We start from the raw sequence: 7,930 nt of genomic DNA on the forward strand, positions 1-7,930 counted from the left end.
CTCAGCAAAAGTTCGATTTATTCAACAAAGCCGTGCTTTCCCTGAAAGTGTAATACTCAACGAATTCACAAAACTTCAGCATCATATGCAAATCTTTTTTATTCGTTAATCTCATCTTCTTCATTAAATTGGTTCTCGACTGATATACCGTTTTTTTGCTTTTACCCAGTGCGAGAAAAATTTCATCCATGCCGTATCCCGAAATTAAAAAAAAGAACAGCTCCTTTTCGGAAAAGCTCAGAGAGGACAGCGGGTTACTCCTTGTTAACGAGTGCTTTTTCTGCCCGACGCTGTTGATAATATGCAGCAGCGCTTTCTTTATTTTACTGACCGAGCCGCACAGCGGCAGGAAGGGGACCCGGCCAAACTTCATATCGGTTAAGGAAATGAAAACGTAATAATCTGCCCTGATAATTTCTTTGTAAATTTTATACCAGGCACCTCTTAGGTGATAAATGTATTCGGTATCGATAAGTGCCACTCTGAAATGTTCAGGCTTGTTAATAAAAGCAGGGTGATACCCTGAGCGCACCTTCTTATCGCCCGCCGTACATTCCACTATTAACGACTCGAGGGCCTTTTTCAGGTATACATTCTGGGTCAGAACGTTGACTTCGGTGGTCTGTGTAAGGTGATTGATAATCATAATGTCATCCCTGTCGGAAATTAAACGGCCGTACCGCCATGCGCGAATGAACAAGGAACCCAACGCCGTGACAATCAGGTCTGGCAGCGTGGTGCTGGTTTTTCATTTCTTTTTTATTTGCACGTTTCGGTCAACTTTCTGAACCCTGATGGTTTCTCATCGTTGACCCGATAGGTTATCCGGCACTGTTCATTATCCTTGCTGCCCCACTTCACGGTCAGCTGGCCGGCGGCGGCTTCGGTCAGCGCATATATTTGTCCCATCTGCCCAACGTTGCCGACGTTGGCTCCGGATGCATCAAATACTTCCGCGCCGAAAGGTAAGGGCTCGCCTTGCAAATTTTTTGCACTGATAAGCAGCGGGATCCCTTTGCGGGTATTGAAAACAACCTTGCTGACTGCGCCCCAGTGAGGTGCGACCTTCTCGGTGGTATTGCTCAGCTCAACTTCCTGTGACAGCCCTTTCGGGTCAATACTGACCTCGTTCATTTCATACGGTGTCAGGTACGGAATAGCCGCGTGTCCAAAGCGGTCAATTTTCAGCCCCGGATAGCCGCCGACTTTGGCGCCTTTCGCATCCTTCGCCTCGACCACGGCAAAGGTGTCTCCCGTATAAGGCGTGGCCACCACGCCGTTCTGCCAGGCAATCACCGTCCCGCTGGCGGCCAGACTGGTGTTCTGGTAATGCTTGCCGGCGCCATAGCTGGCCGTCAGATGGCTGTAAGGCGTGCGCCATCCGCCGCTCGCGGTTATGCTGCTGCCGGTGCCCTGGTTATAGTTCGCCGCCGTCATCCCGTAGTTATACTGGTTATCCTCCCCGTAGGTGCCGGAAAGGCCCAGCTGTTCACCCATGCGACCGTTGCCGCTTTTGTTCAGACTGGCGGTGAGCATCGGCACATGCTTCTTATCGTATCCACCCAGCGGGGTGGAAATGTTCAGCAGAAAGTTGTTTTCCATTTTTCCGCTGTAGTTTCTGACGCGTCCTGCGCTGAGGTTATAGTTAACCCGGCCGAAGTTATTGCTGTAGCCCATTTGATACTGAATGTCAGACTTACCGTTGTTCCAGTAATCCTGGGTGTACCCGGTGACATACAGCTGTCCCCATCCCGGGCCAAGCCCCTGGTTCATCGTAATATTCAGGCGATTTTTGGGACGCCATATTCCGGAGGCCAGACCGCCGCGTTTTTCTTCATCAATGGCGCGCATTGCGGTCTGGAAGTCGTAATATCCGGACGTGGAGAATCGGTACGCTGCGATAGTCAGGTTACTGTCCGTATCCGGTAAATACTTGCTGTAGCTTACCTGGTAGCTCTGGCCGCTATTCGCAGTCTCGTCTGTAGTTTTCAGGTGTACGCGCGCCTGGGTGACATCGACAGAAAAAGCGCCGATAGCCGTGCTAATAGCCATACCTAGCTGCACCGCATAGTAGGCGGCGCCGCTGCCCTGGATCCCGGTGTATCCGGTCAGGATATTCGACAGGCCGCGCTGATAGGTCGCCTGATACAGCGTTGGGTTAAAGGAAAGGCTGGGATCGTTCAGTCGTCCTGCCACCACATCATAGCGGTGCGCGCCCGGGCGCAGAAGCTGGGTCACCGACGCGTAAGGCACCTGGAAGCTCTGCACGCTGCCGTCGGCTTCCGTGACCTTCACGTCAAGATTGCCGCCGTAACCGGTGGGATACAAATCCTCAATCACGAAAGCTCCGGGCGGTACCGTGGTTTCATAAATGATGCGATCGTTCTGCCGTACGGTTACCCTGGCGTTGGTACGCGCGATACCGCGGATATCAGGCGCATAGCCGCGGCGGGACTGCGGCAGCATCCTGTCGTCGCTGACCAGCTCAACGCCCCGGAAAGGGAGGGTATCAAAGAGCTGCCCCCCGGTGGAGGTTTCGCCAAGCAGCACCCGGCCGAGGATGGATGAGATATCTTTTTGTACGTAATTATTGATGGACTGATACTGGCCGCCGTTGCTTTGCTGCCAGCTGTAGTTACCATCATGGCGGAAATACCAGCCACCAATATTCAGTCCGCCGTTGAGGCCAATATAGGAGGATGTGTAATCCCTTCCGTGTGAGCGGGTGGTGTAAGTGCTGGCGTTATAGCCCAGTAGGGCCGCAGGAATACCGGTATCCCATAATGCCGGGCTGACATAACCGCGAGCCGTGTTACGCAACAGGGCCTGTGGGATTTCGACATCCAGCCGCTGCGTGGAGGAGTCATAGATGATGCTGACCCCGGGTAATAATTCTTCAAGGTTATAGCACGCACGGTTCTCCCGCAGAGCGGTGGTAAAAGAGGCCGGGACCTTATCGAAATTCAGATTGAGATTTTTAATCAGGCCGGCAGTGATACACGGGCGCACTTTTTTATCCGCCTGCTCGGCAAATAAAACCGGGCTCTGAGTGACTGATTCACCGTTAACGAAAATATCCGTTGACCATGTTCCGGGCGTGGCGGAGCCGCCATTTTCAAAGCGCGATAAATCGATTTTTTCTTCACCCGAGGTATTCAGGAAAATGGGGTCAAAAGTAAGATTGTCTTCATTCGCGGGAGACGATGAAAGCGATGTTGCAACGACCTGCCGCGGGGTCATAATTGCAGCCATGACAGCGATGGCAATCAATGAATATCCAAACTGAAGACGCATGACTTTATTTCCTCATGGCTGAAGCGGTAAAAAATATAAAAAGGGCTTATAAGGTGTATTCGACTTTTCTGAGTGCGCCCCAGTCATTCACATATTCATAAATCAGTAATGAACCTGCACCGGCGTTTACGGATTTCGGCAAATTAAAGGTATAGCTGCCCATTGGAGGAACCATTTCGCCTTCAACCGAGCCATTTTTGCCGGCGTTTTTCAGCGAAACGGACACCAGCGAAATAAAATAGGGTGAGGAATTAGAGGCAATCAGTTTTCCCCCGGATACGGTCCACTTAATTTTTTCAGCCGCTTCGGTGACTTTTGCTCTGTCAGTGAGGCCCGCCGGGCGATAAAACAGTTTTATTCGGGTACGAAAAGCCACCTGCAGTTTATTTAAACTGTCGTCTTTTTTGGATGCCGGCACCTCAAGAAGATTCAGCCAGTAAACGGACTCCTTGTTTTGCGGCAGGGCCGGTGAGCCGGTATAGCTGATTCTGAGAGTCTGACTTTTATCGGCATTAATACGGTTGATCGGCGGCGTCAGAGTAAAGGGCGTACGGATGCGATCCGGCCTGGCATTCATATCACCCTCATCAATCCAGCTTTGTACCAGAACCGGAAGCGTGCCGGTATTCGTCAGTCTGACAGACACTTCCTTTTCATTTCCGTTGTAGATCACGCGCGTCCCGTTAACGATAACGCTGGCCAGGGATGACCATGACGTTACCGCCGCAGCGAGGCAGGCTACCGTTGAGAGTGTTCGGATGAGAGATGAAGGTCTCATTGGGGGCTCCTTGTGACAGGGGGAGAGTCTCCCCCTGATATTCCTGATTACTTGTACTGCAGGTTATAAATGACGCTGCTGGTGACGGTACCTGGCGTGGTCTGGGCATTCGCGAAATATTCGACAGCGTATGGCAGCAGAGCGGTACCGTCGGTATTGATATCGACATAAGCCATGCCATCAACCTGATCGGTGTTACCGATGTTAATCGGCGCATAGCTGTTGGAGGCGTCGAGCAGACGCAGATCAACGTTAGTGGCGCTACCGCCAACGTTTTTCAAACGACCGGTGCTGAGGTCAACGGTGTTACCCGGCTGGAAGAAAGCGGCTACTTTGGAGTGGCCGCCTTCGGTACCGATAACGCAGTCAGAGATATTCATATTGAAAGAGGTCCGTCCGGTGGTGTCGCCGCTGGCAGTCAGCTGGTTTACGCCGACGGTCGGCAGGATGACGGTTGCGTCGGAGCCCTGGCCATTGATATCCACTTCGCAGGTTGTGTCGGTCAGTTCACCGTTAAAAGTAATGGTCCCCGTGGAAGCAGCCTGGGCGGAAAATGCTGCGAGAGCGAAAACAGCAAAGATTGAGGTACTAACAACTGACTTTTTCATAAAATTATCCTTAATTGATTACTTTTGGTTTTACATGATTTCGACGAAATACATCGCCACAGCATCATGAGTACTGTGTCTCTCTCGGAGAGGAATTTAGAAAAAATAGCTTTATCAAGGTTGTGTAAACACAACTTTAAAAGATAATTCGCCGCTGTTTAACTTACATATATCTATATGTTCTGGTCATGTTTTTCTGGCTTAGCAGTCTCAAACATCTCAAAGTGAGAGTTGTTGAGGGCGTAACATAACAACATTCCAATTCTCACATTGGAAATTAAAAAACCATTGTTATTTACTCTGTAGATAATAAAGCGGCTGAAACCACACTTTGCCAAAGTTTTTTTTAGCGAGTTAATGGCCTGCCACAGCCGCTGCTTGTTACACTTGAGGCCATAATTCTCAAAAACATCCCGCATTATTTTTTCATCTTCAATCATTCTTTCGTTTGAATGATTTAAGATATAAGAAAGCAGTCGCGCCATTGTTGGCCGCAGACGAATGCTGATGCCTGTCAATGTATTTACTAATAAGGCAGGTGATATCCTGAACTCTAGATTATCCCCAATGCAATATCCATAAAGGTGATGATCTAATTTTCTTGGGTTTTGCGTCATTGAAAATGATCTCCTTTTACCTTTGCCTTATCCGTGTTGTGGCATTCTATATGTTAAAAATGATTAATCAATCAGACATATATGTGATGATTAATGGCTGCTTACTGATTAATGTTTGGTTTTAAAATCTGGTTTTTTCTTCTTTATTGGTGTTTTTGTCTTTTTCGGGCGTTCCTCATCATTAATATCACCCATATTTAGATACTAAGTAGTTAACACTCTGCGTAAGATATTTTTATATTACGTTTTCGGTATGAATCAATTATAAGGAGCCGTTTGATAAATTTAAGATTTTTCATTTGAGGAACTTATTCATAAATAAAAAAAATGTGTTATGAAAGTGAAAATAACTTATGATTGATTAAAAATGATTAAAATCAAGTGGTTGATAAAAATTGTGAAGGTATTGGTTTTGTCTTATATAATCTAATTGAAGGTTTTTTGTATGTTTCCTAATGGTTGTTACTTAATATGTAACTTTATTGTTGTTGATTTGGATTTGAGGTGTTGATATTTTGTATGCAGAATATTTATGTACTAAATGATTCAGTTATATTTTGGCCAGAACAGAATCTTTTGTCGTGCGTGTCTGATAGTAGTAAAAAAGTGCAATTGACAGGCCCCTCAGCTCGCTGCCTGGAGTTATTGATTTCCAGAAAAGCTCTGGTGCTACAAAATGATTTCTATGAGTATGCCTGGCAAGGAAGTGGATTTATCCCGTCTCCTAATACTTTGTATCAGAGCATATCTGTCATTCGTCGGGCATTCAGAGAGATATGTGAAAATGAGACTGATTATATTCTAACCGAAACCAGGAAAGGTTTTCGACTAAACCCAACGGTAACCGTGTTGGCTAAAATGCAGGATTATAACGAGGATGACAGTGAAAAAAATGAGAATGGGACAGACGCACCAGAACAAACTGTCGAACCCGTGATTTATCAAAACAGAAAGCTAACTCACTTTACAACAATGGCTTTTATACTAATCATCATGATGATGTCAGGCACATTAACTTTTGAAATATATGGTACACAAACCAGAGGCTACAAATTCTTTGAAAACTACAGTGGCCCAGTTTTTATGCCCGGGAGTACGTGTAAGTTTTTTCTATCCCCGAAAAATGGCAAAGACCGATTGTCTATTTTGAACCTGTCATTTTTGAAATGTCAGCATCAATATTTCGTTTATGTAACTATACTTCCCTATTCGCCTGATATCTCAGTTATTTCGTGCGATAGAGCTATTGATTTGAGACCAAAAAAATGTGAAGTCATGGATTTGAGAGATGAAAATGTATTTTAAAAATAGCAGAATTATAATCTTAGTTACTGTTTTGATATCAATTATTATTCCGGTGATGGTGTTTTTTTATGTCAACTACAAAAGCACTCATTTTCGATGTGATGCTACATATTCGGCGAGGAAATCTGGTAAGCTTCTGGTTTCTAAAAGCAGCCTTGTCATTAATGGCAGGCACGGTACTATAATGATGGATGGGCGTATTACTGATGGCAATGCAAATGTGTATTTTTTTAAACTGAGAAATTATCTTGAAATTGAAAGAAATAACTTTTCCTATAACTTTACCTCACAAAAAGTGTCAATTTTACCGGAAAGCTTAAATCATTCGAAAGTGCTGAGTGATTTTCTTGCTGATGTATTAATTAAAGAAGGTGTAAGTACCTTTTTTTTCCTTTATCCTTTAAATGATAATTATGTTATTACAAGTGGTAATATGCCGATATTTTTTTGTATAAAGCACTGATGTGGTCGATAGTAGAAATGATCGCTAAGTGTTATTAGTTCATCTGATGTGATAATTAATTATGGCAGAGAATGGAGGTTGATAAAAACGGCTGGCAGAGGACATGGATATGCCACCGCAGCCGCTTGTGATATAAGAAAACAGGAAATATACATACCAATAAGCAGGATGCTTTTACTGATGATTTCCTGTATATATTTTCTACTTTAACATAAAGGTTATCGATACCAGACTTTCCGGTGACACGCCATCAGGTACGTTTTTATATAAGATATCTGCCTTGCCATACAGCGTCATTGCACCACCTTTACCACCCTCTGAAACGACTTTTCTAAGCAACGGATCACGGATTTGATTAAAATTAACATTAGTATTCATGGTGTTAAGTATAGGCTTGCCGTTCAGGTTTTTCTCCAGCATATCGAATGTTACTATCTCATTCTCACTGTATTTTTTCGATGTCGATTTATCGGTAACTAAAAATGAACCATTTGCAAGTACTTCATATTTCTTCTTGTTAATTAATTTAAGGATCTTTTTAGCATAGTCGCTATTAATGCTTTGCACGATTCGATCAATTTTGACCACATTTTCCATTATCTCTGATTTATTTATTTTGAGTGATTTATTGAAAGCATCATTCATACCGTCAATCATCAATGAAGGCGCGAGTTTAATGTTGTTTTTAGTGATTTTTTCAAATTCAGCGTTAATTTTATCATAATAAAAAACACCCAAGGAATATGAGTTTTTGCCTTCGGGGGTTTTTAATAAATTGGTTTTTAAAATAGCTGACTGCTGCGAACTTTTTTCCAGGCTGGCCAGCTTATTAGCGGCCTCGGCAAGCTGTTTACGTGTAGCCTCA

7 protein-coding genes and 1 pseudogene are annotated in these 7,930 nt (G+C 44.8%); 2 read left to right on the plus strand and 6 right to left on the minus strand.

Annotated elements, in window-relative coordinates:
• Window position 1: 1 nt before the first annotated feature.
• From HMPREF3178_RS03575 to HMPREF3178_RS03595, 5 genes are all read right to left on the minus strand, one after another.
• The gene (locus HMPREF3178_RS03575) at window positions 2-646 is read right to left on the minus strand and encodes a helix-turn-helix transcriptional regulator (RefSeq protein WP_070585016.1); all 645 of its coding nucleotides are present in this window, start codon (window positions 644-646) and stop codon (window positions 2-4) included.
• Between the two features lie 113 nt (window positions 647-759).
• Entirely contained in the window at window positions 760-3,294 is a 2,535-nt protein-coding gene (locus HMPREF3178_RS03580; protein ID WP_070585018.1) for a fimbria/pilus outer membrane usher protein, read from the minus strand.
• Window positions 3,295-3,340: 46 nt separating this feature from the next.
• Entirely contained in the window at window positions 3,341-4,072 is a 732-nt protein-coding gene (locus tag HMPREF3178_RS03585; protein ID WP_004104459.1) for a fimbrial biogenesis chaperone, read from the minus strand.
• Between the two features lie 47 nt (window positions 4,073-4,119).
• The gene (locus HMPREF3178_RS03590) at window positions 4,120-4,680 is read right to left on the minus strand and encodes a fimbrial protein (protein WP_004104458.1); all 561 of its coding nucleotides are present in this window, start codon (window positions 4,678-4,680) and stop codon (window positions 4,120-4,122) included.
• A gap of 173 nt (window positions 4,681-4,853) precedes the next feature.
• A complete protein-coding gene (locus HMPREF3178_RS03595; RefSeq protein WP_004104457.1) occupies window positions 4,854-5,297 on the minus strand; it encodes a hypothetical protein in 444 nt (147 codons plus the stop codon).
• Window positions 5,298-5,816: 519 nt separating this feature from the next.
• Between HMPREF3178_RS03595 and HMPREF3178_RS03600 the strand changes: the two genes are divergently transcribed.
• The gene (locus HMPREF3178_RS03600) at window positions 5,817-6,602 is read left to right on the plus strand and encodes a winged helix-turn-helix domain-containing protein (RefSeq protein ID WP_049128512.1); all 786 of its coding nucleotides are present in this window, start codon (window positions 5,817-5,819) and stop codon (window positions 6,600-6,602) included.
• The gene (locus HMPREF3178_RS30735; protein ID WP_139146012.1) at window positions 6,586-7,065 is read left to right on the plus strand and encodes a hypothetical protein; all 480 of its coding nucleotides are present in this window, start codon (window positions 6,586-6,588) and stop codon (window positions 7,063-7,065) included. Before HMPREF3178_RS03600 ends, HMPREF3178_RS30735 begins: the two co-directional genes overlap by 17 nt.
• A 201-nt stretch (window positions 7,066-7,266) precedes the next feature.
• Here HMPREF3178_RS30735 and HMPREF3178_RS03610 read toward each other — a convergent pair.
• Window positions 7,267-7,930 (minus strand): annotated as a pseudogene (locus HMPREF3178_RS03610) (cell envelope biogenesis protein TolA); the annotation flags it as partial.

This window comes from Klebsiella sp. HMSC09D12 (assembly GCF_001808475.1).
Classification (GTDB): domain Bacteria; phylum Pseudomonadota; class Gammaproteobacteria; order Enterobacterales; family Enterobacteriaceae; genus Klebsiella; species Klebsiella oxytoca.